General features: G+C 71.5%; 20 protein-coding genes. 9 read left to right on the top strand and 11 right to left on the bottom strand.

Translation table 11 applies throughout. The annotated features are described in order from the left end of the window. Positions 1-21: 21 nt before the first annotated feature. A complete protein-coding gene (gene pyk / locus ACFWIS_RS03645; RefSeq protein WP_380459246.1) occupies positions 22-1449 on the top strand; it encodes a pyruvate kinase in 1428 nt (475 codons plus the stop codon). Between the two features lie 85 nt (positions 1450-1534). On the opposite strand, the gene ACFWIS_RS03640 is transcribed toward pyk, so the two are convergent. From ACFWIS_RS03640 to ACFWIS_RS03625, 4 genes are all read right to left on the bottom strand, one after another. Beyond that, positions 1535-2950, bottom strand: coding sequence for a hypothetical protein (locus ACFWIS_RS03640; RefSeq protein ID WP_380452979.1), 1416 nt, complete (start codon positions 2948-2950; stop codon positions 1535-1537). Further along, positions 2947-3594: a DUF6114 domain-containing protein gene (locus ACFWIS_RS03635; protein WP_380452977.1), complete on the bottom strand. Its 648-nt coding sequence runs from the start codon at positions 3592-3594 to the stop codon at positions 2947-2949. The genes ACFWIS_RS03640 and ACFWIS_RS03635 overlap by 4 nt, the downstream gene beginning before the upstream one ends. Positions 3595-3770: 176 nt before the next feature. Further along, positions 3771-4442, bottom strand: a complete 672-nt coding sequence (locus ACFWIS_RS03630) for a DUF6230 family protein (RefSeq protein ID WP_380452975.1) — start codon at positions 4440-4442, stop codon at positions 3771-3773. Positions 4443-5167: 725 nt separating this feature from the next. Next, positions 5168-6154 carry a tetratricopeptide repeat protein gene (locus ACFWIS_RS03625; protein ID WP_380452973.1) on the bottom strand — a complete coding sequence of 329 codons (987 nt, stop codon included), beginning with the start codon at positions 6152-6154 and terminating at the stop codon, positions 5168-5170. Positions 6155-6537: 383 nt separating this feature from the next. Between ACFWIS_RS03625 and ACFWIS_RS03620 the strand changes: the two genes are divergently transcribed. Beyond that, positions 6538-7167 carry a TetR/AcrR family transcriptional regulator gene (locus tag ACFWIS_RS03620; protein ID WP_380452991.1) on the top strand — a complete coding sequence of 210 codons (630 nt, stop codon included), beginning with the start codon at positions 6538-6540 and terminating at the stop codon, positions 7165-7167. A gap of 139 nt (positions 7168-7306) precedes the next feature. Here the strand turns inward: ACFWIS_RS03620 and ACFWIS_RS03615 are convergent, their stop codons facing one another. The 3 genes from ACFWIS_RS03615 to ACFWIS_RS03605 form a co-directional block, all read right to left on the bottom strand. Continuing rightward, positions 7307-9007 carry a methylmalonyl-CoA mutase gene (locus ACFWIS_RS03615; RefSeq protein WP_380452971.1) on the bottom strand — a complete coding sequence of 567 codons (1701 nt, stop codon included), beginning with the start codon at positions 9005-9007 and terminating at the stop codon, positions 7307-7309. Between the two features lie 228 nt (positions 9008-9235). Further along, positions 9236-9574 (bottom strand): DUF3817 domain-containing protein, encoded by a 339-nt coding sequence (locus ACFWIS_RS03610; RefSeq protein ID WP_380452969.1) that lies wholly within the window; start codon positions 9572-9574, stop codon positions 9236-9238. Positions 9575-9668: 94 nt separating this feature from the next. Next, entirely contained in the window at positions 9669-10205 is a 537-nt protein-coding gene (locus ACFWIS_RS03605) for a MarR family winged helix-turn-helix transcriptional regulator (RefSeq protein ID WP_380452967.1), read from the bottom strand. 498 nt (positions 10206-10703) lie between these two features. On the opposite strand from ACFWIS_RS03605, the gene ACFWIS_RS03600 reads away from it, so the two are divergent. Both ACFWIS_RS03600 and ACFWIS_RS03595 read left to right on the top strand, forming a co-directional pair. Continuing rightward, positions 10704-12332, top strand: a complete 1629-nt coding sequence (locus tag ACFWIS_RS03600; protein ID WP_380452965.1) for a M4 family metallopeptidase — start codon at positions 10704-10706, stop codon at positions 12330-12332. A 468-nt stretch (positions 12333-12800) separates the two neighbouring features. After that, positions 12801-14423: a M4 family metallopeptidase gene (locus ACFWIS_RS03595; RefSeq protein ID WP_380452963.1), complete on the top strand. Its 1623-nt coding sequence runs from the start codon at positions 12801-12803 to the stop codon at positions 14421-14423. Between the two features lie 112 nt (positions 14424-14535). Here the strand turns inward: ACFWIS_RS03595 and ACFWIS_RS03590 are convergent, their stop codons facing one another. Next, complete coding sequence (locus tag ACFWIS_RS03590) at positions 14536-14853, bottom strand: DUF3817 domain-containing protein (protein WP_380452961.1); 318 nt, start codon at positions 14851-14853, stop codon at positions 14536-14538. A gap of 246 nt (positions 14854-15099) precedes the next feature. Here ACFWIS_RS03590 and ACFWIS_RS03585 point away from each other — a divergent pair, with 246 nt between their 5' ends. The 5 genes from ACFWIS_RS03585 to ACFWIS_RS03565 all read left to right on the top strand — a co-directional run bounded on the left by ACFWIS_RS03585 (position 15100) and on the right by ACFWIS_RS03565 (position 18869). After that, the gene (locus ACFWIS_RS03585) at positions 15100-15897 is read left to right on the top strand and encodes a DUF2127 domain-containing protein (RefSeq protein WP_380452959.1); all 798 of its coding nucleotides are present in this window, start codon (positions 15100-15102) and stop codon (positions 15895-15897) included. Between the two features lie 73 nt (positions 15898-15970). Further along, positions 15971-16609, top strand: a complete 639-nt coding sequence (locus tag ACFWIS_RS03580; RefSeq protein WP_380452957.1) for an AIM24 family protein — start codon at positions 15971-15973, stop codon at positions 16607-16609. Then, on the top strand, positions 16609-17259 hold the full coding sequence (locus ACFWIS_RS03575; RefSeq protein ID WP_380452955.1) for an AIM24 family protein: 651 nt from the start codon (positions 16609-16611) through the stop codon (positions 17257-17259). Before ACFWIS_RS03580 ends, ACFWIS_RS03575 begins: the two co-directional genes overlap by 1 nt. Before the next feature lie 257 nt (positions 17260-17516). Beyond that, positions 17517-18314, top strand: a complete 798-nt coding sequence (locus ACFWIS_RS03570) for an AIM24 family protein (RefSeq protein ID WP_380452989.1) — start codon at positions 17517-17519, stop codon at positions 18312-18314. Between the two features lie 39 nt (positions 18315-18353). After that, positions 18354-18869, top strand: a complete 516-nt coding sequence (locus ACFWIS_RS03565) for a MarR family winged helix-turn-helix transcriptional regulator (protein WP_380452953.1) — start codon at positions 18354-18356, stop codon at positions 18867-18869. Between the two features lie 15 nt (positions 18870-18884). Here the strand turns inward: ACFWIS_RS03565 and ACFWIS_RS03560 are convergent, their stop codons facing one another. From ACFWIS_RS03560 to ACFWIS_RS03550, 3 genes are all read right to left on the bottom strand, one after another. Further along, complete coding sequence (locus ACFWIS_RS03560) at positions 18885-19706, bottom strand: hypothetical protein (RefSeq protein WP_380452951.1); 822 nt, start codon at positions 19704-19706, stop codon at positions 18885-18887. Positions 19707-20672: 966 nt separating this feature from the next. Then, on the bottom strand, positions 20673-21629 hold the full coding sequence (gene meaB / locus ACFWIS_RS03555; RefSeq protein ID WP_380452949.1) for a methylmalonyl Co-A mutase-associated GTPase MeaB: 957 nt from the start codon (positions 21627-21629) through the stop codon (positions 20673-20675). Positions 21630-21744: 115 nt separating this feature from the next. Beyond that, on the bottom strand, positions 21745-22938 hold the full coding sequence (locus ACFWIS_RS03550; protein WP_350504354.1) for an acetyl-CoA C-acetyltransferase: 1194 nt from the start codon (positions 22936-22938) through the stop codon (positions 21745-21747). Positions 22939-23154: the final 216 nt, after the last annotated feature.

The raw sequence follows: 23154 nt of genomic DNA, 5'->3' as shown, positions 1-23154 counted from the left end.
CGAACGGATAGACTGATCCATATGCGCCGAGCGAAAATTGTCTGCACCCTGGGTCCGGCCACGGACTCCTACGAACAGCTGAAGGCCATCGTCGAGGCGGGCATGAACGTCGCCCGACTGAACATGAGCCACGGCAACCACGCGGACCACGAGGAGCGGTACCGCAAGGTCCGCCAGGTCTCGGAGGACACCGGCAAGGCCATCGGCGTCCTGGCCGACCTCCAGGGTCCCAAGATCCGTCTGGCGACCTTCGCCAACGGCCCGGTGACCGTCGACAACGGCGACGAGTTCACCATCACCACCGAAGACGTCCCCGGTGACCAGCACATCTGCGGCACCACCTACAAGGGCCTGCCCGGCGACGTGAAGCCCGGCGACCCGATCCTGATCAACGACGGCGTCATCGCCCTGGAGGTCGTCAGCGTCGACGGCCCGCGGGTGAAGACCGTGGTGGTCGAGGGCGGCGTGCTCTCGAACAACAAGGGCATCAACCTGCCCGGCGCGGCCGTGAACGTGCCCGCCCTGTCCGAGAAGGACAAGGACGACCTGCGCTTCGCGCTGCGCCTGGGCGTCGACATGGTCGCCCTGTCCTTCGTCCGCAACGCGGACGACATCAAGGACGTCCACGAGGTCATGGACGAGGTCGGCATCCGGGTGCCGGTCATCGCCAAGATCGAGAAGCCGCAGGCCGTCGAGGCCATGGAGGAGATCGTCCTCGCCTTCGACGCCATCATGGTCGCCCGCGGCGACCTGGCCGTCGAGTACCCGCTGGAGCGGGTGCCGCTGGTCCAGAAGCAGCTGATCACCCTGGCCCGCCGCAACGCCAAGCCGGTCATCGTCGCCACCCAGATGATGGAGTCGATGATCCACGCCTCGCGGCCGACCCGCGCCGAGGTCTCCGACGTCGCCAACGCCATCCTGGACGGCACCGACGCGGTGATGCTCTCCGCCGAGTCCAGCGTCGGCAAGTACCCGGTCGAGACCGTCCGCACCATGAGCCGGATCTGCGAGAAGGCCGAGGAGGAGCTGGTCTCCCAGGGCCTCCAGCCGCTCAACCCGGGCCGCAAGCCGCGCACCCAGGGCGGCTCCGTCGCCCGCGCCGCGTGCGAGCTGGGCGACTTCCTCAACGGCAAGGCGCTGATCGCGTTCACCAAGTCCGGTGACACCGCTCGCCGGCTGTCCCGCTACCGCTCGCCGATCCCGGTGATCGCGTTCACCCCGGACGCGGCCACCCGCAACCAGCTCACGCTGAGCTGGGGCGTCGAGTCGTACGTCACCGAGCAGGTGGCCACCACCGACGCGATGGTCGCGCAGGTCGACCGCGAGCTGCTGAAGCTGGGCCAGCTGGCCGAGGGCGACACCGTGATCGTCACCGCCGGCGTCCCGGTGGGCGTCCCCGGCACCACCAACCTGGTGCAGGTGCACCGCCTGGGCTCGCACGGCGAGTAACCGGCCTCCGGCACGACGCCCGTGGGGCGGCTCCTCCTCGACGGAGGGCCGCCCCACGGGCGTCGTGGCACCTGCTACTCGTCGCCTACTTGTCGCTGTAGGGCGCGTTGTCGTTGAACATGTGCATCCCCGGGATGTGCAGGGTGCCGCCGAACTGGCCGGCCTGCTTGGCGGTGACGCCGGTCAGCTCCAGGTCCAGCGGGATCGGGATGGCGCCGATCAGGTCGTACAGCCAGCGCGGCAGGGTGTCCGGAGTGAGGGTGATCTCGCCCAGGTCGATCGGGATCGGCAGGCCGAGCAGCTTGGAGAGGTGGCCGGACAGCCGCTCCACGTACATGGTGACCGAACCGTTGCGCATGGTCGAGGTCGAGCCCGGGGCGCCCTGCACGTGGAAGGTGACGCCGTTGCCCTCCAGGGTCGACATGTCGAGGTTCTCGATGTCCACGCTGTCGACCACGAACTTCAGCACCCGCTTGGTGCCGGTCGGGGTCTTCACGTCGTAGACGCCGTGGAAGACCGCGCCGTGCAGACCGAGCCTGCTGGTCTGCAGCGTCCAGTTCTGCTCCGGGACGACCTGCTCCGACGAGGCCGCGCCGGCGGTCAGATTGCGGGCGTCCACGTCGCAGTTGGGGTTCGCGGTGGGCGAGGCGGACGGAGTGGCGGTGGCCGACCGGCCCGCCGACGGGGTCGCGGACGGCGCCGCCTTGGCGCCCGGCTTGCCGCCGGTGGCGGTGGCGGCCGGCGAGGGCTGCCCGCCCGAGGGCTGGGCGGCGGACGACTGGGCGGTGGAGGGCTGGGCGGCGGGCGGCGCGGCCTGCTGGGTGCCGGCGGCCGGGGCCTGCGGCTGGGCGGGCTGCGCCGGGGTACCGACCCGCGGGGCCGGGGCGGCTGGCCCCTGGGGGGTGGCACTGGGTGTCGCGCTGGGCGCCGGAGTGGCCGAACTCCCCGGGTTCAGCAGGTGGTTGATGCCGCCGACGAGGTCATCGATCAGCCCGGCCTGGCTCGCGGTGGCCGTCCCGTCACCGGTGCCCCGGTAGACCGCGCTCACCGCGCCCGAGCCACCGGTGGTGGCGGTACGGGCGGCGGGCGGCGCGGTCGTGGTGGCCGACGGCTTCGCCGGAGCGGTGGTCGGCGCCTGGGTCGGGGCTGTCGTCGGCACCTGGGTCGGCGCGGTGGTCGGCACCGAGCTCGGGCCGGTCGAGGGCGTGCCGGACGACGCGGGCGGCGGCTCGGGCAGCTCGCTCTTGGGGACGGGCGTCTCGATCGGCGTCACGTCCGGGACGGCCACCGGCGCGTTGCCGCAGGGCTTGCCCGCCGCGGACTCGGCGACCGCCGGGTTGGGCGTGTAGGCGGCGGCCATCAGCAGCGCGGTCGGTACCGCGGCCATCGCCAGGGCGCGGCCTCTCAGCCGGACCCGGACCGGCGTCCGCGGCGCGGCGTGCCGGCCGGAGCGCTGCGCGGGGACGGCCGTGCCCTCTGCTTGCTCGGCCGGCCCGCTCACCGTGCCTCCTCCTGCGACCCGGCTGCGGGCTGCTGCGGGACGGCGGCCTCGGCGGCCGGCTCGGCGGCGGGTTCCTTCGGCGCGGCCTGGGCGGGCAGCTTGGCGGTGGGGGCCTCGGTGGCTTCAGCAGCCGTCGGCTCGGCGGCCGTCGGCTGGGTGGCGACGCTCTCGGCCACCGCGTTGTCCGCCTGCTTGCCACGACGGGCGCGCCGTCCCCTGGCCGGGGCGGTGGACGGCTCGGGCATCGGCGCCCAGGAGACCATCAGCCCGCCGCCGATCAGGCCCGGCAGCAGCGACAGGCCGAAGCCCGCGAGGTTGGAGACCGGGATCGAGACCAGCGTCAGCAGGATGGTCGCGATGCCGGCGAAGACCCGTACGGCGGGCTGGAACCAGGCGGTCAGCCCGAGGATGATCATCAGCACCCCGATGATCAGCGACCCGGCGCCCGCCGTGGTGGACATCGCGATGGTCAGCCCGCCGAACGTGAGGTGCGCGTACGGGAAGTAGAGGATCGGGACGCCGGCGATCATGGCCAGCAGGCCGCCCCAGAAGGGCCTGGTGCGGCGGAATTCACGGAAGTGCCGCCAGAGCCACCCGACGGGGTTCTGCTGACGGGGCCGCGTTTCGACCGTTGCGCTGGACATGGTGCAGCTCCTCGACGTCGCTACGAGGGAAGAACAAGGGGGATGGGGCCTGTCGCTCGGCCCCCGCAAGGACCCGAGCGACAGGCCCCAGAGCCGGAAGGCGGCGGTGTGCCCGCCGCCCCCGGCCCGAAGTGGCCTCACCCGGGCACGCCGGTCGGCGTGCCGTCAGACGGGGCTCAGAAGCACTCGTTGCCCGGGCCGTCGCCGCTCTTCAGCGCGAGGTTCAGGCCGTTCAGCTTGAAGGTGCCGGCCGAGGTGGCCCGCGCGGTCTGCTGAACGCCACTCAGGTCGGCGGTCTTGGCGGACTGGGCGAAGCCGGTCGCGCCGGACGGCAGGCCGGCGCCGCCGCCCGCCTTGGTGACACCCGCGTGCGGGGCCCAGCCCTGGGTGGCCGTGCCCGAGAGGGTGGAGGCGTCCTGGCCGATGTTCATCTGGCTGAAGGTCGCGTCCGCCTTCAGCTGCTCCAGGTCGATCAGCAGGTTGTCGGCCTGAACCGGCTTGCCCGCCTCGGTGCCGGCGTGCAGCTGGAGGGTGATCTTGCCCAGGCCGAACGCGGACAGGTCGGTCACCACCGACTGGCACAGGTTGGTGATGTCGGCGTGGTCGAAGGCCGAGACCGCGACCGGGTGCGGCTTGCCGCTGGCCTCGATGTCGACCGAGCCGAACTGGGCGAAGTTGGTGCCGTGCAGCTGGTCGGTGCTGACCTTGAACTGCTGGCCGGAAATGCTGAACGAGGCGGCGAGCGCGCTGTTGGCGATCGAGACGCCGACCATCGCGGTGGCCGCGACGCTCGGCACCATCACCAGGGCGAAGCGCTTCCAGCGGGTCTTGCCGTAGGTCTTGGACATGCGAGTCCTCCTTCTAGGACGTACATCTCCGGCTCCCCGGCGGCGCGTCCCGCGCCGGTGGGGGCCTGGGATGGGAGAGAGCTACGTCCTCGGTAGCGGAGAGCGCCTCGGGCGTCGGCGGAGGCGGGAGCGGCCTGCGTACTGCGGCACTCCCGTCCAGGAACCGGCCGTCCCAGCGGGACGACGGGTCGGACCGACGACATCGGCGATCACCCCCGAGCGACAACCAGCGACCGCGCAGGGCCGCGCGGCCGGTCGAGGACAGGAACCGCCGTGGGACCGCGGATACCCCCCTGCCCTCCCTACCGCCGGCCTGGGGCCGACGGATCACCCGGTGGGGATCCCGCGCTCCGCTTGGCCGACCGGCTGTCGGAGGGTGTGGAGTCTGGGACCGGGCGTGGCCGATCGTGCTTGAATCCCGGGCGAAGCACAAGGGGTGCCTTACTGACGGGTAATGCAACAGCAGGTGGCATTGATCATGAAATTGACCCGAGTTGCACCGTGCGTGACGTGTTGAAGGAAGCGTGACGAGGAAATCCGCCGGAAACACCAATGAAACACCCGTGGGCAGTCACGGAACGTGACCACCCACGGGTGAAATCAAGATTTGGTAAACCTCTGTCCGGTTGACCGGATTGTCGCCAAATCACCGGGCGACACCGCAGGTCATCCAACGTGCCAGGCACTCGGTGCCAGGCCCTGGCCGGAGCCGACGCGAACCCGGATCAGAACAGCACGCGGGCCAGCGCCGTACGGGCCGCGACGACCCGCGGGTCGTCCGGGCCGATCACCTCGAACAGCTCCAGCAGGCGCAGCCGGGCGGTGTCCCGGTCCTCGCCGAAGGTCCGGCCGACGGTGTCCACCAGGCGCCCGAAGGCGTCCTCGACGTGACCGCCCACCAGGTCCAGGTCGGCGGCCTGCAGCTGGATCGCGACGTCCTTCGGGTCGGCGGCGGCGGCCGCGCGGACCGCCTGGAGGTCCAGCCCCTCGATCCGCTTGAGCAGCTGGGCCTGGGCCAGGCCCAGCTTGGCCTCGGTGTTGCCCGGCTGGTCGGCCAGCACGTTCCGGTACGCCTGGATGGCGCCACCCAGGTCGCCGGCGTCCAGCGCGTCGTGCGCGGCGGACAGCGCCGGGTCCTCCGGCCGCTGCGGGGCGGCGTCGGCCTCGCCCGGGGCGCCCGCGCCACCGGAGATGCCGAAGCGCTGCTCGGCGACCAGGATCAGCTGGTCCAGCACCTTGCGGACGTTGGCGGCGCTCTCCGCGCCCTGGAACAGCGGCACCAGCTGGCCGGCCACCACGGCCATCACGGCCGGGATGCCCTGGATGCCGAACTGCTGGGCGATCAGCTGGTTGGAGTCCACGTCGATCTTGGCGAGCACGAAGCGGCCGGCGTACTCCTCGGCCAGGCCCTCCAGGATCGGGCTGAGCTGCTTGCAGGGCCCGCACCACTCGGCCCAGAAGTCGATGACGACCGGCACCTCGCTGGAGCGCTGGACGACCTCGGTCTCGAAGGTGTCCTCGGTGACGTCGATGACGAGTTCGTAGGCGGGCTGGGGGGCGACTCCGTCCGCTTCGGCGGCGGCCGCCTGGCGGGCCCGCTCGGCCCGGGCCTGCTCGGCCTTCTGGGCGGCCTCTCCAGCCGCCTTCACTGCGGCGAGGTCGACCGCACCGCGCAGGGCGGTGTTGTTGGGACGCGAATTCCGTGGCTGCATGGCACCATCCTCCCCCGTCCGCGCTGCTCGCGGGCACCATCCTCCGGAAAGTCGCCCCGCACGGGCTGCGCGGTGCGGGTTCCCGGCCGGCGCGCCCTTCCCCCGGTAGCCTGAACCGTTCGGCGCGGATCCCCACCCGCACCCGCGCCGCCCCGTCCCACGGGTGCGGCGCCTGGTTGTCACTGCTTTCGCTACAGGTCGTAGCGTAACTGCAGCCGGTGCCCCGGCCGCAAGCCCCACCGGCGCTTCGGGGACGTGACCTGCCCCACTTTCCCGGTCCGCCCGGCTGCCCGAATCGGCGAACGTCGCTACCGTTGCCAGCCCCACCCAAGTTACTTACCAGTAAAGCGCAAGGAGATCCGGTGCCGGCCGCCCAGCCCTCCGTGAGCCCGGACGACGCCGTCCGGGACGGCACCGTCCGGGCCAAGGGCCGCCCGCGCAGCGCCGCCGCCGACCTCGCGATCCTCGACGCCACCCGCGAGGCCCTCGCCGAACTCGGCTGGGGCGGACTGACCATGGGCCACGTCGCCAGCCGCGCCGGGGTCGCCAAGACCACGCTCTACCGCCGCTGGCCCTCCAAGAACGAACTGGTGGTCGACGCCGTCGCCAGCCTCTTCGACGAACTCGTGATGCCCGACCTCGGCAGCCTGCGGGCCGACATCGAGGCCGTGGTGGGCCAGTTCGCCGGCCTGCTGGCCCGCCCCGAGACCCAGACCGCCCTGCTCGCGCTGTTCGCCGAGGGCACCCGCGACCCCCAACTGCGCCGCCGGATCCGGGAGGCGATCGTGGACCCGCAGAAGCGGCTGGTCCGGCAGGGCCGGGCCGCCGCCCAGGCGCGCGGCGAACTCGGGGCGGACGCCTGCGTCGAGTCGGCCCACGAGGAGGTCGACATCATCTTCGACACCATCGCCGGCACCGTCGAACACCGGGTCCTGGTCAGCGGCGAGCCGATCACCCCCGGGTGGACCCGCCGCTTCACCGACCTGCTGCTCGGCCCGCTCACCACGGGCTGAGCGCACGGCGAAGGGGCAACGAGCGCACGGCGAAGACGCAACGAGCGCGCGGCGAACGCACGGCGGGACCGCGAACGAGCGCACCACGAGGCCGCCCCGTACGGGAGTTCCGTACGGGGCGGCCTCGTTCGTCAGCCGGTCAGAACGTCGCGTTCTCCCGGTACGTCCCCCACTCCTCCCGCAGCACGTTGCAGATCTCGCCCAGGGTCGCCTCGGCGCGCACCGCGTCCAGCATCGGCGGGATCATCGACTCGCCCGAGCGCGCCGCCGCCAGCATGGCGTCCAGCCCGGCCCGCACCGCCGCGTCGTCCCGGGCCGCCTTGCGCTCGCCCAGCACTCGCACCTGCTCGCGCTCGACCTCGTGGCTGACCCGCAGGATCTCCAGGTCGGGGGTGACGCTGCGGGGGTGGCAGTTGACGCCGACCACGCGCTTGTCGCCCTTCTCCACCGACTGCTGGTACTGGAAGGCCGCCTCGGCGATCTCGCCGGTGAACCAGCCCTCCTCGATCCCGCGCAGGATGCCGGAGGTGATCGGGCCGATCCCATGGCCCTCGCGGCCCTTGTCCAGGCGGCTCTTGTTCAAGATCTGCCGGAAGATCGCCTCGGCCTGCTGCTCGATCCGGTCGGTGAGCGCCTCGACGTACCAGGAGCCGCCCAGCGGGTCGGCCACATTGGTGATGCCGGTCTCCTCCATCAGCACCTGCTGGGTGCGCAGCGCGATCTCGGCGGCCTGCTCGGAGGGCAGCGCCAGGGTCTCGTCCAGCGCGTTGGTGTGCAGCGAGTTGGTGCCGCCGAGCACCGCGGAGAGCGCCTCGACGGCGGTACGCACCACGTTGTTGTACGGCTGCTGGGCGGTGAGCGAGACGCCCGCGGTCTGGGTGTGGAAGCGCAGCCACTGCGCCTTGTCGGTCTTGGCACCGAAGCGGTCGCGCATCCAGCGGGCCCAGATCCGGCGCGCGGCGCGGAACTTTGCGATCTCCTCGAAGAAGTCCAGGTGCGCGTCGAAGAAGAAGGACAGGCCGGGCGCGAAGACGTCCACGTCGAGGCCGCGGGACAGGCCCAGCTCGACGTAGGCGAAGCCGTCGGCGAGGGTGTACGCCAGCTCCTGCGCGGCCGTCGCCCCGGCCTCGCGGATGTGGTAGCCGGAGACGGACAGCGGCTTGTACGCCGGGATGCCCTGGGCGCAGTGCTCCATCAGGTCGCCGATCAGGCGCAGGTGCGGCTCGGGGGCGAAGAGCCACTCCTTCTGGGCGATGTACTCCTTGAAGATGTCGGTCTGCAGGGTGCCGTTGAGCACCGCCGGGTCCACGCCCTGGCGCTCGGCGGCGACCAGGTACATGCAGAAGATCGGTACGGCCGGGCCGCTGATCGTCATCGAGGTGGTGACCTCGCCGAGCGGGATGCCGGCGAACAGCACCTCCATGTCGGCGGCCGAGTCGATGGCGACGCCGCAGTGGCCGACCTCGCCGAGCGACTTGGGGTCGTCCGAGTCGTAGCCCATCAGGGTCGGCATGTCGAAGGCGACCGAGAGGCCGCCGCCGCCCGCGTCCAGGATCATCCGGTAGCGCTCGTTGGTCTGCTGCGCGTTGCCGAAGCCGGCGAACTGGCGGATGGTCCAGGTGCGGCCGCGGTAGCCGGTGGGGTGCAGGCCGCGGGTGAACGGGTACTCGCCCGGCCAGCCGATCCGCTCGAAGCCCTCGACGGGCTGCCCGGGGGCCGGGCCGTAGACCGGCTCCACCTCGTCACCGGAGAGGGTGGTGAAGTCCGCGTCGCGCTTGCGGGCCTTGTCGTACCGCTGCTGCCAGCGCTGACGACCGCGCTCGATCTCCTCGGCGTCCATGGGCCGAACTCTCCGCTCCGTACGGCCGCCACGGCACCGGGCGGCACAGCTATTAGGACGTCCTACCAATTTACTCGGACGTCCTAGTAGTTGTCGATGGAGGCCCGCCCGGAGAACGGGGGACGGCTGACGAGGGACGGCTGACGAGGGACGGCTGGGGAGAGCCGGGAAACACCGAGGGCGCCCCTCCCCCGACGGGGAAGGGCGCCCTCGCGGTGCGCGTGCGACTCAGACGCCGGCCGGCTGGCGGGCGCCGCCCGCCGGGAGCTGCTCGGCGGCCTCGCGGGCCACCTTGCGCTCGAAGACGAAGGAAAGGAAGGGGATGCAGCCCGCCGCCAGGGTCAGCACCAGCCGGCCGAGCGGCCACTTCAGCTTCTGCCCGAGCATGAAGGTCACCACGAAGTACCCGATGTACAGGTAGCCGTGCAGCATCGCGACGTAGGTGGTCAGGTCCGCGGCGGTGTCGAAGCCGTACTTCGCGACCATGAAGCCGCAGAACACCAGCAGCGCGCAGCCGGTCGCAATGGCCAGGCCGCGGTACCAGCCCAGCAGGGGGGTCGCCTTCATTCTCTTCCTCGCCTCGCTCGGCAGTTTCGGCCGGTTCGCCCGGATCCGCCGGTACGCCCGGATCCGCGCACCGCTCCCATGAGGGTAGCCGCCCTCACGGCCGCTCCCGAGCAGCCCCCTCGCCCGGCTCGGTGAAGTCCCCGGCCGCCACGCGCAGCGGCTTGAGCAGGTCGAACACCTGGCGGCACTGGTCGGGGCCGTACTCCTCCAGCCCGAACTCCATGGCCATCAGCTCCCGGGTGGCCTCCTCGACGACCTCGCGGCCCCGCTCGGTGATCGCGGCGAGCACGCCGCGGCCGTCCAGCGGATTGGGGCGGCGGGCGACCAGTCCGGCCCGCTCCAGCCGGTCGACGGTGTTGGTGACGCTGGTCGGGTGGACCATCAGGCGCTCGCCGATCTTGGACAGCGAGAGCTCCCCGGTCCGGCTGAAGGTCAGCAGCACCAGCGCCTCGTACCGGGCGAAGGTCAGGCCGTACGGCTTGAGCACCGCGTCGACCCGGGAGAGCAGGATCTGATGGGCGCGCATGATCGAGGTGATCGCCGCCATCGAGGGCACGGCGCCCCAACGGCGGGCCCACAGTTCGTCGGCGCGGGCGATCGGATCGAAGTCGAGTGCGAGGGGCTTGGCCACCTCCTTACCGTACCGGCGGACGGGACCTCCGCTACCAGCCGTCCTGATGGCGGACAAGCGCGACACGTGGCGGGAACCCGCCAATCGGACGGCCAGGTCCATACCTGGACATTGCGCCGGTGTGAATGGAAGGCAACGGCCGCCCGGCGCACCGGGGTTGGCCGTCGAACGCCCGAACGCCCCGGTACCAGGCCTCGGTTCGAGTTGAAACCCGCTGAAAGTCCGGGTGGAAGATCCTGGTTTGTCCGTCCGTTCACAATCCTTCTCCTTGGCGGGACTTGGCCAATTCATGAGGAAGACCTGTCATTTGATTTGCTCGATTGTCATGCTTTCCGCCAACCCCGTTCGACCGCCACCACCCCCACCCAACCGGTGGCAGCCGCCTGACCGTTCGGGGTCCTCGCACGTCAGTGCCCGTCCCGCCCCGAAGGTGCCGAACCCGGCCCCCGGGACGCGGCGCGACCGCGCCCACACGCGGTTTCCCGGAAGGACTCGTCCGTGAAGCGAAAGCTCGCCGCAGTCGCCGTACTCTCCGCCACCGCACTGCTCACCGGTGTCGTCCAGGCCGGCGCGGCCCAGGCCGGCCCCGCCCCGCAGGCCCGGAGCACCCAGCAGCTCGCCGACCTGCTGGTCCAGGCGAACGGCCAGGCCGGCAAGGTCGCCCACGCCCTGGCCCTCGGCGGCCAGGAGCAACTGGTGGCCAAGGACGTCGTGGTGGACGCCGACGGCACCCGCCACCTCCGCTACGAGCGCACCCTCGCCGGACTCCCCGTCCTCGGCGGCGACCTGGTCGTGCACCAGAAGGCGGACGGCACCACCACCGCCGTCGACAAGGCCGTCGGCGCCACGCTCGCGCTGCCCAGCCTCACCCCGCAGATCCCCGCGGACAAGGCCGCCGCCCAGGCCACCGGCGCCGTGCAGTCCACCGTCGGCATCACCGTCGACGAGGACGAGGCGCCGCTGACCGAGGTGCACCAGGCCGGCAAGGCCGAGCTGGTCGTCTGGGCCGCCGACGGCAGCCCGCGGCTGGCGTACCGCACCACCGTCGAGGGCCTGCGCGCCGACGGCACCCCGAGCAGCCAGCTGCTGGTCACCGACGCGGCCACCGGCCAGGTGCTCTCCACCCACGAGCAGGTGCAGACCGCCTCCGGCAGCGGCAAGGGCGTCTTCGTCGGCAGCGTCCCGCTGACCACCACCCAGAGCGGCAGCTCCTTCCAGCTGAAGGACGCCACCCGCGGCGGCCAGGCCACCTTCACCCTGAAGAACAAGACCTCCGGCAGCGGCACGCTGGTCGCCAACAGCACGGACAGCTTCGGCAACGGCCTGGTCTCCAACCCGGAGTCGGCCGCCGTGGACGCCCAGTACGGCGCCGCCGCGACCTGGGACTTCTACAAGAACACCTTCGGCCGCAACGGCATCAAGAACGACGGCGTCGGCGCCGTCAGCCGGGTCCACTACGGCTCCAACTACGTCAACGCGTTCTGGAGCGACAGCTGCTTCTGCATGACGTACGGCGACGGCGCCAGCAACACCCACCCGCTCACCGCGCTGGACGTGGCCGGCCACGAGATGAGCCACGGCGTCACCTCCGCCACCGCCGGCCTCAACTACTCGGGCGAGTCCGGCGGCCTCAACGAGGCCACCTCGGACATCTTCGGAACCATGGTCGAGTGGTACGCCAACCTGGCCGCCGACAAGCCGGACTACCTCATCGGCGAGCAGATCAACATCAACGGTGACGGCAAGCCGCTGCGCTACATGGACAAGCCCTCCAAGGACGGCCGCTCGGCCGACTACTGGTCCTCCTCGGTCGGCGGCCTGGACGTCCACTACTCCTCCGGCGTGGCCAACCACTTCTTCTACCTGCTCGCCGAGGGCAGCGGCGCCAAGACCGTCAACGGCGTCAGCTACAACAGCCCGACGTACGACAACTCCACCCTCGCCGGCATCGGCCGGGACAAGGCGGCCGCGATCTGGTACCGCGCGCTGACCACCTACTTCACCTCCACCACCAACTACGCGGCGGCCCGCACCGGCACCCTGAAGGCCGCGGCCGACCTGTACGGCGCCGGCAGCGCCGAGTACAGCGCGGTCGCCGCGACCTGGACCGCCGTGAACGTCAACTGACCCACGGCGGAAGGTGAGCAGGACGCCCGGGGCCCCGTTGGAGGGCAGGCCCCGGGCGTCCGTCCGCGCCCACCGCCGCCCGTCCGCCCCGGCCCCACCCGTAGCGACCCGGCGCCGCCCGGTCCGCCCCGGCTCGTCCGCTGTCAAGCGGCGCCGGTTGGCGGAGTCCCGCCAGCCGGCGTGAACCGGCCGATACCGGACAGCTGGCGGCATCCGAACCATCCGCACCGGCCCTGGCGACTCCTGGCCAATCCGTGCGGGCGCCCTGTCCCTCCCCGAACTCGATTGTCATGCTTATGACCAAGCTCCCGCCCGACGCCCCGCCACCCCCACCCAACCGGCAGGGCGTCAGAAGCCGCACGGGAGCCGCACGTCCGCGCCCTACCGCCCCAACGGCGCCACCCCCGGCGCCCCGGTACGCGGCGCACCCGCAGGCACCCGCGGGTCTCGTGGAAGGAACAGGCCTCCATGAAGCGAAAGTTGACCCTCCCCGCCGTACTCTCCGCCACCGCACTGCTGGCCGGCGTCGTCCAGATCGCCGCCCTGCCCGCCGCCCAGGCGGCCGTCCCCGGCCCGCCGTCGGCCGCCCCGCTCGCGCTGGCCGCCGCACAGACCACCCCGCTCGCGCAGCAACTGGCCCTCGGCAGCCAGGAGCGGCTCGTCGTCAAGGACGCCCTGGTGGACGCCGACGGCACCCGGCACCTGCGCTACGAGCGCACCTACGCCGGCCTGCCGGTCATCGGCGGCGACCTGGTCGTCCACCAGCGCCCGAACGGCTCGGTGGCCTCGGTGGACCGGGCCTTCGACGGCCGACTGACCCTGACCGCCACCACCCCGGACCTCACCGCCGGCCAGGCCGCCGAGCAGGCCACCGCGGCGGTGCGGGCCACCCTCGGCCTGGCCGCCGACGAGGACGAGGCCGCGCTCAGCCGGGTGGACGGCGCCGGGACGGCCGCACTGGTGGTCTGGGCGGCCGACGGCAGCCCGCGGCTGGCGTACCGCACCACCGTCGAGGGCCTGCGCGCCGACGGCACCCCGAGCCGCCAGGAGGTGGTCACCGACGCCGCGACCGGCGCGGTGCTCTCCAGCCAGGAGCAGGTGATGACCGCGACCGGCACCGGCAAGGGCGTCAACGTCGGCACCGTCACCCTGACCACCACCCAGAGCGGCTCGACCTACTCGCTCAAGGACGCCTCCCGGGGCAACCAGTCCACCACGGACCTCAAGGGCGGCACCTCGGGCAGCGGCACGCTGTTCAGCAAGACCAGCAACTCCTGGGGCAACGGCTCGCCGTCCAACCGCGAGTCCGCCGCGGTGGACGCCCAGTTCGGCGCCGCCGCGACCTGGGACTTCTACAAGACCACCTTCGGCCGCAACGGCATCAAGAACAACGGCGTCGGCGCCGCCAGCCGCGTCCACTACAGCACCAACTACGTGAACGCGTTCTGGGACGACTCCTGCTTCTGCATGACGTACGGCGACGGCTCGGGCAACACCCACCCGCTCACCGCCATCGACGTCTCCGGCCACGAGATGAGCCACGGCGTCACCTCCGCCACCGCCGGCCTGATCTACTCGGGCGAGTCCGGCGGCCTCAACGAGGCGACCTCGGACATCTTCGGCACCATGGTCGAGTGGTACGCCAACCTGCCCGCCGACCCGCCGGACTACCTGATCGGCGAGAAGCTCAACATCAACGGCAACGGCACGCCGCTGCGCTACATGGACAAGCCCTCCAAGGACGGCGCCTCGGCCGACTACTGGTCCTCCACGGTCGGCAACAAGGACGTCCACTACTCCTCGGGCGTCGCCAACCACTTCTTCTACCTGCTGTCCGAGGGCAGCGGCGCCAAGACCATCAACGGGGTCAGCTACAACAGCCCGACCTCCAACGGCTCGAAGCTGACCGGCATCGGCCGGAGCAAGGCGGCCGCGATCTGGTACCGCGCGCTGACCGTCTACATGACCTCCACCACCAACTACAAGGCCGCCCGCACCGCGACCCTCAAGGCCGCGGCCGACCTCTACGGCGCGACCGGCGCCGAGTACAAGGCGGTGGGCGCGGCCTGGAGCGGGGTGAACGTCAACTAGCCACTCCCGGTGAGAAACGGCGACAGGCTGCCGCGGCCCTTTGGGAGAGGAGGCCGTGGCAGCCTGTCGACCGTCCGCGCGGAGCCGGGCGGAGGCAGGAGAGGCGGCGGGATCAGGCGGAGGCGGCGGCGGGCCGCAGCTCCCCGCGCTCCTCGCGGCCGAGCATCCGCTCGGCCACGAAGCCGCCGAACGGCAGTACCGAGAGCACGAACAGCAGGACGCCGCGCTTGGCGTCCCACTTCTGCGTCTGCCAGGCCTGGATCCAGAAGACCACGTACAGGATGAACAGGATCCCGTGGACCATGCCCATCACCGGCACGGCGTCGAAGGACGTGGTCCGCTTCAGCACCGAGCAGATCAGCAGCAGGATGAAGGAGATCCCCTCGGGGGCGGAGATCAGGCGCAGGCGGTGGACGGCACTGCTGTTCACGTTGGATACCTCTGTACGGGGGTCGGCGGCGCGGGCGCGCTTGTGAAGCGACTCACAAGCCTTCCGGCCATTATCACCGAGCACATGTCCGAGCCCCGGGCCGGGGGTGGCCACCGTGCCGGATGTCACAGCCGCGCGCCAGAACCCGGCCGGATGCGGCGGAGCGTCGTCCGCACCCCCTATCCTGCTGCCCGCGCGCCCACCGAACCGGGCGCCGACGGCATCGCACACGGGGGTAGCCACCACATGTTCAAGCGCGACTGGGACCGCAGGACCTGCGCGAAGCGCGGCCACATCACCTACCGGCCGACCGAGCCCGAGCTGGCCGGTCGGCTGCACGCAGCCACCGCCCTCGGCGACGCCTGGCGCTGCCTGCGCTGCGGCGACTTCGCACTCGGCGCCCCGCACGGCTCCGGCCCGGCCGCGAACGCGCCGCTGGTGCCGCGCGGCAAGGCGCTGCGGGACCTCTTCATCCTGCGCTTCCTGGCCATCGAGCGGGTACTGCGCGGCGTGATCATCATCCTGATGGCCTGGGGCGTCTGGAAGTTCTCCAACAGCCAGGAGGCGGTCCAGCGGATCTTCGACGAGGACCTCACCGTCTTCAAGCCGGTCGCCGACCACTTCCACTGGGACCTCGACCACGCCCCGATCGTCGAGACGATCCGCAAGACCTTCGGCTACGAGAAGAAGACCCTGCTGATCGTCGCGGGCGCGATGATCGCCTACGCGCTGATCGAGATCGTCGAGGCGGTCGGCCTCTGGCTGGGCCGGCGCTGGGCCGAGTACCTGACCGTGGTCGCCACCGCCGCCTTCCTCCCGCTGGAGGGCTACGAGCTGCACGAGCACGTCAGCGCGGTGAAGATCTGCACGCTCGCCCTGAACATCGCCGCGGTGCTCTGGATCATGCTCTCCAAGCGGCTGTTCGGCCTGCGCGGGGGCGCGGCGGCCTTCGAGGCGGAGCGCCACTCGGCCTCGCTGCTGGAGGTCGAGGAAGCGGCCGGAACGGTCCCGCAGCCCGGCCACGGGGCGCACGCGCGCCACTGAGGTTTGTCCCGAACCGGTAGCAGTTCGTCCACGCCCTCTCCCCCACCACCACCTCGCCGGATAGATTGCGGCCGTGGCACAGTTCAGACTCCAGGGATCACGGGTCCTCGCCGTCGAGTTGGGCGGGGACGCCGTCAAGGCCCGGCACGGCTCGATGGTCGCCTACACCGGCCAGATGACCTTCAAGAAGCTGACCGGCGGCGGGGACGGCCTGCGGGGCATGGTCGCCCGCAGACTCACCGGCGAACGGATGACCGTCATGGAGGTGAAGGGGCAGGGCACCTGCTACTTCGCCGACAAGGCCACCGAGATCAACCTGGTCCGCCTCGACGGGGAGACCCTCTACGTCGAGGCGGACAACCTGCTCTGCACCGAGGCCGGCCTGCACACCGGCACCAGCTTCACCGGGCTGAACGGCGTCTCCTCCGGCAACGGCCTCTTCACCACCAAGGTGGAGGGCCACGGCTGGGCCGCGGTGACCTCCAACGGGCCCGCCGTCATCCTGCGGGTCGGCAAGGACATGCCGCTGCGGGTCGACCCGGGCGCGTACATCGCGCACACCGGCGACCTGCACCGCAGCGTGAAGTCCGGCGCGGGCTGGACCACGGTGATCGGCGAGGGCGGCGGCGAGGCCGTCCAGGTGGAGTTCACCGGCGAGGGCCTGGTGTACGTCCAGCCCTCGGAGAAGGTCACCCTCGGGGGTGACGTCTGATGGGCTTCACCCGGATCAACGGAAAGATGGTCGAGGCCCAGGTGGTGCCCGGCCAGCGGCTGTTCAGTCAGCGCGGGGCGATGCTCGGGTACACCGGCGACGTCCGGTTCACCCCGAACATCACCGGCGGCCAGGGCGGGGTGATGTCGATGATCGGCCGGCGGGTCGCCAACGAGGACACCCCGTTGATGACGGTCGAGGGCCAGGGCCGGGTGATGTTCGGCCACGGCGGCCACCACGTGCACGTGATCGACCTGACCGGCGACACCCTGTTCGTCGAGGCGGACCGGCTGCTCGCCTTCGAGGGCACCCTGCGCCAGTCCACCGTGTTCCTCGGCTCGCAGGGCGGGGTGATGGGCATGGTCCGCGGCCAGGTCAGCGGGCAGGGCCTGTTCACCACCCGGCTGGAGGGCCACGGCGCGGTCGCGGTGATGGCCCACGGCGGCGTCTTCGAACTGCCCATCACCCCCGGCCAGTCGGTGCACGTCGACCCGCAGGCGTACGTGGCGCACCGCGGCGAGGTGCGCAACAAGCTGTCCACCGCGATCGGTTGGCGCGAGATGATCGGCCGCGGCTCGGGCGAGGCGTTCCAGCTGGAGCTGTCCGGGCAGGGCACGGCGTACGTCCAGGCGAGCGAGGAGAAGCTCTGATGTCCCACCCGCCGCAGCCGCCGTACGGGGGGCAGTCGCCGCACGACCAGCCGACCCAGCCGGGCTTCACGGTGCCGCCGGACTACGGCCGTTCCGCGGACCATCCGCCGCCTCCCCCGCCGCCGGCCTACCAGCCGCAGCCGGCGCCCCAGCCGCCGTACGGCCAGCAGCCTCCGTACGACCACCAGCCGTACGACCACCAGCCGTACGCCCAACAGTCCTACGCCCAGGAGCAGTTCGGCGGCGTCCAGGCCCCGCTGCCGACCGCCCACGGCGGCACCGGCCCGGTGGTGTACGACGCGCACACCCTGCCGGTCAACGACAACGTCAACCCGTACGCCTTCGCCGTCGAGCTGAACGGCTCCTACTTCCTGCAGAAGGGCAAGATGGTCGCCTACTACGGCGACATCACCTTCCGCGGCGTCGGCGCCGGAATGGTCGACCGGGTGCTCGGCCAGCACTTCAACTCGCCGCTGCACGCGGCGGACTGGGTGGTCGCCCAGGGCCGCGGCCGGCTGCTGCTGGCCGACCGCGCCTTCGACCTCAACTCCTACGACCTGGACGACGGCAACCTGACCGTCCGCTCCGGCAACCTGCTCGCGTTCGACCCGACGCTGCGGCTCAAGCAGTCGATCATCCCGGGCTTCCTGACCCTGATCGGCACCGGCCGCTTCGTGGCCGCCTCCAACGGGCCGGTGCACTTCGTGGAGCCGCCGGTCCGGGTGGACCCGCAGGCCCTGGTCGGCTGGGCGGACTGCCCGGCGCCGTGCCACCACTACGACCACGACTACCTGCACGGGGTGGTCGGCGGCCTGCGGCGGCTGACCGGCATCGGCGGCGCCTCCGGCGAGGAACACCAGTTCGAGTTCATCGGCGCCGGGCAGGTGCTGGTGCAGTCCAGCGAGAAGCTGATGGCCGAGCGGCCGGTCGGCCGGGTGGACGCCGAGGCGGGCGTCCCGGCCGGCGGGGTGCCGCCCCAGCCGCACGGCGCCGGCCAGCCCAATGCCCCCGGCCTCGGTAACCTGGGCGAACTCGGGCGGCGTTTCGGCCTGTAAACTTGTCCAAGATTGAACTAAATCGGCTATGCTGGGCCCATGGATACGCACACGATCGACACTGCGGACACCCCTCCGCCGCAGCCCGGGGAGGAGACTCCCTGGCTGACCGCCAGGGAGCAGCGGATGTGGCGCGCCCATCTGGAGGTCGCCAAGCTGCTGGACTACCAGCTCAGCCGCGAACTCCAGCCCCACAACCTGGCGATCAACGACTACGAGATCCTGGTCGTGCTCTCCGAGGCGCCCGACCACCGGATGCGGATGACCGACCTCGCGACCGCCACCCTGCAGTCCAAGAGCCGGCTCTCCCACCAGATCACCCGGATGGAGAACGCCGGCCTGGTGCTGCGCCAGGAGTGCCCCGGCGACCGCCGCGGCCTCTACGCCCACCTCACCGAACAGGGCTGGGAGACCATGCAGCGGGTCGCCCCCGACCACGTGCGCAGTGTCCGGGCCCACTTCATCGACCGCTTCACCCCGGAGCAGCTCGACGCCATCTACGAGGCCCTGGCTCCGGTCGCCGACCACCTGCGCGGCCTCCGCGGCCGGTCCTGACCCGACCGGCGGCCCCTACGTCGCCACGACCAGGCCGCGCCCGCGCAGGGCCGCGCGGGCGCGGGCAACGCCGCCGGGCGTGGCGGCGGCCCCGGTGCCGACGCCAACGGTTCTCGCACCCAAGCCCGCACACACACGGCAGATCCCGGGCCGGGGCACCGGATCATGGCACCGCCCGCACTCGAAACAGGACGCCGGCGGGACTGCCCCACGTACGGGCGGCAGCTTGCGTTGCAGGCGATCGCGGAGAATCGCCGCCGGAGAGTGCATCGGCTGCGGCAACCCGGGGAGAAGTGCGACCCTCAGCTCGGCCTCGCTGCTGCCCCGTTCCAGCCACCGGGCGACGAGCGGAGCCAACGTCTGCGCCTCGACCTCGCCGAGGCGCAGGCGCGGTTCGGGCCGGATCACCCGGAACAGCGTCGCCATGGCTGTGCGCGTCGGTTCATCCGGGAGGGTGGGTTCTTCCCCCGGGTCCTTTACGGGAGGAGCGACAGCGCCGCCGGTACCCCGCCCACCGGAAGCCGGGCGGGGGACAACCGGTGACGACTGAGGGGTGTCGAAGACATGGGCCTCGGAACGGACCGTCCCATTGGGCATCCGGACGGTGTCGACCCGGTAGTACCCGGCGTCCTTCAACTCCTTGAGCGCCCGCCGGACGGCGCCCCGCCCCTGCGGACTGCTGTCCGCCATCTGCCGACCGTCCTCGCGCCAACCGTCGGGGCGGGAGAGCAGATCGGCGAGCAGGCCACGGGCGGTGAAACTCAGCCGACGGTCCTGCAACAGGCCGTTGGGAAGCACGGTGAAAGAGCGCGAGTGGGCGCTACGATGAATCTGCATTGGGAGTTGACGCTCCTGGTGCCAGACCCCGGGGTGTTCCACCACCGCCGGGGTCTCCTATGTTCTGTTGATGATGCGGAAAGTAGCACAGCCACTACGCTGAGTGTCAACCGTCCGCACAGCTCCCGCCACTGGTCAGATCCGGCGACCGGTCGCCAAAGGGCGGGCGCGCTCCAGGAGTTCGCGCACCTGGGGGTTGCGACGGTGCGGTCGGGTTGCGGCGAGCATCGCGGGGAAGCGGTCGTCGGCCCTGCCGGACTGGACGGCCGGATAGTCGTCTCGAAGCGGCCCACCAGGTCGGGCCAGCCCGGGATGGTGAGGGCCACCGAGTACAGGCTGGCCGTGAGAACTCCGCGCCGGGATGGGTCCATATCGAGGCTCCCCAGATCGATCAGCCCTGTCGATCAGCCCTGACACCGTATCCGTCGACTCGTCAACGGTGGTAGGCATGTTTCGAAATCCCGCCTCGACAGCGGTGATCGGCCGCTTGAGCCTCCGTGCCAGCGTCTCCAGGACCACTGGCAGGGCCTTCGCGGCCGGTGAAGTACCGCCGAGCCAGTGTGAGACGGCCGAGGCGTCGTACTTGAGTCGCTGCCCGGTCTCAGTGCCGGTGCGATTGACCGCTCGCGCCAACTCGCTGTTGCCCCAGGCGGCTTCGGCTATCAGCGAAGCACGTCTGCGGTTCGGTTCACGGTCGGATCACACGACAGTTCCCCCTTGCGGGCAGGTTTCAAGGGTTTCGACTTCCCGATTTGTTTCGCCCCGCCGCGATCTATATCGCGGCGGGGCGGTGAAACAAATGAAATCAGCACGCGACGCCCTCGCTCCTCTGCGTAGAGGGCCGGAGGTGCCGAATAGCCCCGTTGCCGCTTCGGTAAAACCGAAGCGGCAACGGCTACAGAGTTCAGGCGGATTTGTTGATCGGCGCTCGCTTCGGCGAGCCGCCCGATAGTCCTGAGAAGCCACTCAGCTCGCGGTCAGCCCCGCCACCAGCTCGTCGGCCGCGCCGTACGGGTCCAGCTCGCCGCTGACCACCCGCTCGGCCAGGCCGGCCAGGTGGCGGTCCCCCGAGAGGTCGCCGATCCGGGCGCGCAGCTCGGCCAGCGCGATCGCCTCGATCTCCTGGGCGGCCCGGCGCCGGCGGCGCGCCGCCAGTTCGCCGTGCTCCTCCAGCCAGGCGCGGTGCTTCTCCAGCGCCTCGACCAGCTCGTCCACGCCCTCGCCGCGCGCCGCGACGGTCTTGACGATCGGCGGGCGCCAGTCCCCCGGATCGCGGGCCTCGCCGAGGCCCAGCATGTGGTTGAGCTCCCGGGCGGTCGCCTCCGCGCCGTCCCGGTCGGCCTTGTTGACCACGAAGACGTCGCCGATCTCCAGGATGCCCGCCTTGGCGGCCTGGATGCCGTCGCCCATCCCGGGGGCCAGCAGTACCACGGCGGTGTCCGCCTGGGCGGCGACCTCGACCTCGGACTGGCCCACGCCGACGGTCTCCACCAGGATCACCTCGCAGCCGGCCGCGTCCAGCACCCGCAGCGCCTGCGGCGCCGCCCAGGACAGCCCGCCCAGGTGCCCACGGGTGGCCATCGAGCGGATGAACACCTCCGGGTCGGTCGCGTGGTCCTGCATCCGGACCCGGTCGCCCAGCAGCGCCCCGCCGGAGAACGGCGAGGACGGGTCGACGGCCAGCACCCCGACCCGCTTGCCGAGCCGCCGGTAGGCGGAGACCAGCGCCGAGGTGGAGGTCGACTTGCCGACCCCGGGCGAGCCGGTCAGGCCCACCGTGTACGCCTGCCCGGTGTACGGCGCGAGCGCGGCCATCGCCTCCCGCAACTGCGGGGCCGCGTTCTCGACCAGCGTGATCAGCCGGGCGACCGCCCGCGGCCGGCCCTCCCGCGCCTGCTCGACCAGCGTGGCGACATCGATCATCGGGATCTCCTTGCACAGATGCCGGCGGTTGTCGGCAGCTGCCCGTGGGGCAGATGCCGAAGGGGCTGCGGACCACTCGTGGCGGTCCGCAGCCCCGGGGTCGGGACGGAGCAGATCAGGCCTTCGGCACGCGCACGATCAGCGCGTCGCCCTGGCCGCCGCCGCCGCACAGCGCGGCCGCGCCGACCCCGCCGCCGCGGCGCTGCAGCTCCAGCGCCAGGGTCAGCACCACGCGGGCGCCGGACATGCCGATCGGGTGGCCGAGCGCGATCGCGCCGCCGTTGACGTTGACGATGTCGGCGGAGACCCCGAGGTCCTTCATCGACTGGTGGGCGACGGCCGCGAAGGCCTCGTTGATCTCGATCAGGTCGAGGTCGGAGACCTCCAGGCCCTCCTTGCCCAGCGCGTGCTTGATCGCGTTGGACGGCTGCGACTGCAGCGAGTTGTCCGGGCCGGCCACGTTTCCGTGGGCGCCGATCTCGGCGATCCAGGTCAGGCCCAGCTCCTCGGCCTTGGCCTTGCTCATCACGACGACCGCGGCGGCACCGTCGGAGATCTGCGAGGAGGTGCCGGCGGTGATCGTGCCGTCCTTGGTGAAGGCCGGGCGCAGCTTGGCCAGGCCCTCGACGGTGGTGTCGGCGCGGATGCCCTCGTCCTGGCTGAACAGCACCGGCTCGCCCTTGCGCTGCGGGATGGCGACCGGGACGATCTCGGCCTCGAAGACGCCGTCGGCCTGCGCCTTGGCGGCCCGCTGGTGGGAGGCGGCGGCGATCTCGTCCTGCACCTCGCGCGGGATGCCCAGGCGGGTGTTGTGCTTCTCGGTGGACTCGCCCATCGGGATGTTCTCGTAGGCGTCGGTCAGGCCGTCGTGGGCCATCGCGTCGAGCACCTCGACCGCACCGTACTTGTAGCCCTCGCGGGACTTCGGCAGCAGGTGCGGGGCGTTGGTCATGGACTCCTGGCCGCCGGCCACCACGATGTCGAACTCACCGGCCCGGATCAGCTGGTCGGCCAGCGCGATGGCGTCCAGGCCGGAGAGGCAGACCTTGTTGATGGTCAGCGCCGGGACGTTCATCGGGATGCCGGCCTTGACGGCCGCCTGGCGGGCCGGGATCTGGCCGGCGCCGGCCTGCAGCACCTGGCCCATGATCACGTACTGGACCTGCTCACCCGTGATGCCGGCCCGCTCCAGCGCGCCCTTGATCGCGAAGCCGCCGAGGTCGGCACCGGAGAAGCCCTTGAGGGAGCCGAGCAGGCGACCCATCGGGGTCCGTGCACCGGCAACGATCACTGAGGTGGTGTTGGTCATGGGACGGGCCCCTTCGCACGTCGTGGCCAGGTGAGGATGCGCTCAGGGTACTGACCCGTTTTCCGCCCGTCACCGGAGCGACGGTGTGATCGAGCGCACTGGCACCTTCCAGTCAACACCGTGTCAACACGGTCAGGGTGAACGTCCGGGTGAAAGCCGGTGTGTGAGCAGGCTCGCACCTCCGGCACTGGCGCCGGCTCCGGACCGTACGCTGCA

Source organism: Kitasatospora sp. NPDC127060, from assembly GCF_042724935.1.
In the GTDB taxonomy this organism is placed as follows: Bacteria; Actinomycetota; Actinomycetes; order Streptomycetales; family Streptomycetaceae; genus Kitasatospora.
Note: the sequence above shows the minus strand (reverse complement) of the source record. Positions and strands in the feature narration are given on the sequence as shown.